This window comes from Pseudomonas sp. 1D4, assembly GCF_001728925.1.
In the GTDB taxonomy this organism is placed as follows: domain Bacteria; phylum Pseudomonadota; class Gammaproteobacteria; order Pseudomonadales; family Pseudomonadaceae; genus Metapseudomonas; species Metapseudomonas otitidis.
On sequence record NZ_LXJQ01000118.1, the window covers coordinates 1 to 1,221 of the forward strand.

Annotated in this window: 1 protein-coding gene; it reads right to left on the bottom strand. The window is 58.3% G+C overall.

What is annotated here, in order from left to right:
* Window positions 1-5: 5 nt before the first annotated feature.
* A protein-coding gene (locus A7D27_RS26805; protein ID WP_139134208.1) for an IS3 family transposase occupies window positions 6-1,159 on the bottom strand; the annotation gives its coding sequence in 2 pieces (ribosomal slippage) (window positions 6-913 and window positions 913-1,159; 1,155 coding nt in all).
* Between the last annotated feature and the right edge of the window lie 62 nt (window positions 1,160-1,221).

Genomic DNA, 1,221 nt, shown 5'->3' on the forward strand with positions numbered 1-1,221 from the left:
GGGTTCTACCCCGTTTCCACGGACGGTTTGAAAAGGGCTGAAAACTTCAGATCTTGCCGGGCGACTCTACGACGCATTCGTGGGTTGTGGAACCGCTCGATGTAGTCAAATAGGTCGGCCCGTGCTTCATCACGAGTTCGATACGACTGATGGGCAACGCGCTCCCGTTTGAGCTGACCGAAGAAGCCTTCACAGGCAGCGTTGTCACCGCAATGTCCGACTGCACTCATACTGCAGACCAGCGTGTTTCGATTCAGAAAGCGCTGGTAGTCAGCACTGGTAAATTGGCTGCCGCGATCCGAATGCAGGATCACTGACCAGTCACCCTGGCGCTGCCAGATCGCCATCTCCACCGCTCGAATCACCATCTGCCGATCCTGACGGTGATGCATCGACCAGCCGATCACCAGCTTGCTGTACAAGTCGAGCACCACGCATAGGAATAGCTTGCCTTCCAGTGTGGCTATTTCCGTGATGTCCGTGACCCACTTGCGCTCCGGTTCCTGCGCAGTGAAATCGCGCTCCAGCAGATTTTTCACGCCTGCCGGACGGCCGCTGGCGACTCTTCCAAAGCCACGCCTCTTCCGGCGTGGCCAGCCTTGAATTCGCTCAGCGGCCATCAGGCGAGCAACGCGGTTCAGGCTGACAGATTCGCCCTCGTCGAGCAGATCCTCGTGCATACGTGGCGCTCCGATCACACCACGACTGTCCTCGTGGATCTCCCGAATGCGCCTCACCAGGCGCGCATTCTCTTGAGCACGTGGGCTTGGCTCGCGATCCTGCCAGGCATAGTAACCACTGGCAGAAACCTTCAGGCAACGGCACATCAGTCGTACCGGGTACTCGTTGCGGCAGCGCTGGATCACCGTGTACCGCTCGATGACTCCTTGGCAAAGTACGCTGCCGCGTCTCTTAAAAAATCACGCTCCTTGGTCACCCGGGCCAATTCACGCTTGAGCCTGGCCAGCTCCTCATCTCGCGGGCTACCTGTTCCGGGAAAGGCCTTTTCTGTGCCTGGCCGTGCCTCTCGAACCCAGCGTGTGAGCAGGTTCGGAGCCACACCAATCTCCAGGGCCACTTGTCGACAGCTCGCCCCTGAACGACGAACCAACTCGATGGCTTCCCGCTTGAATTCAGGACTGTATTTCTTGCGCTTCATGAACACTCCTTCAGCTCGACGTGAGCTTACTCGAAAGTGTCCGTGCTAACGGGGTAGAACCC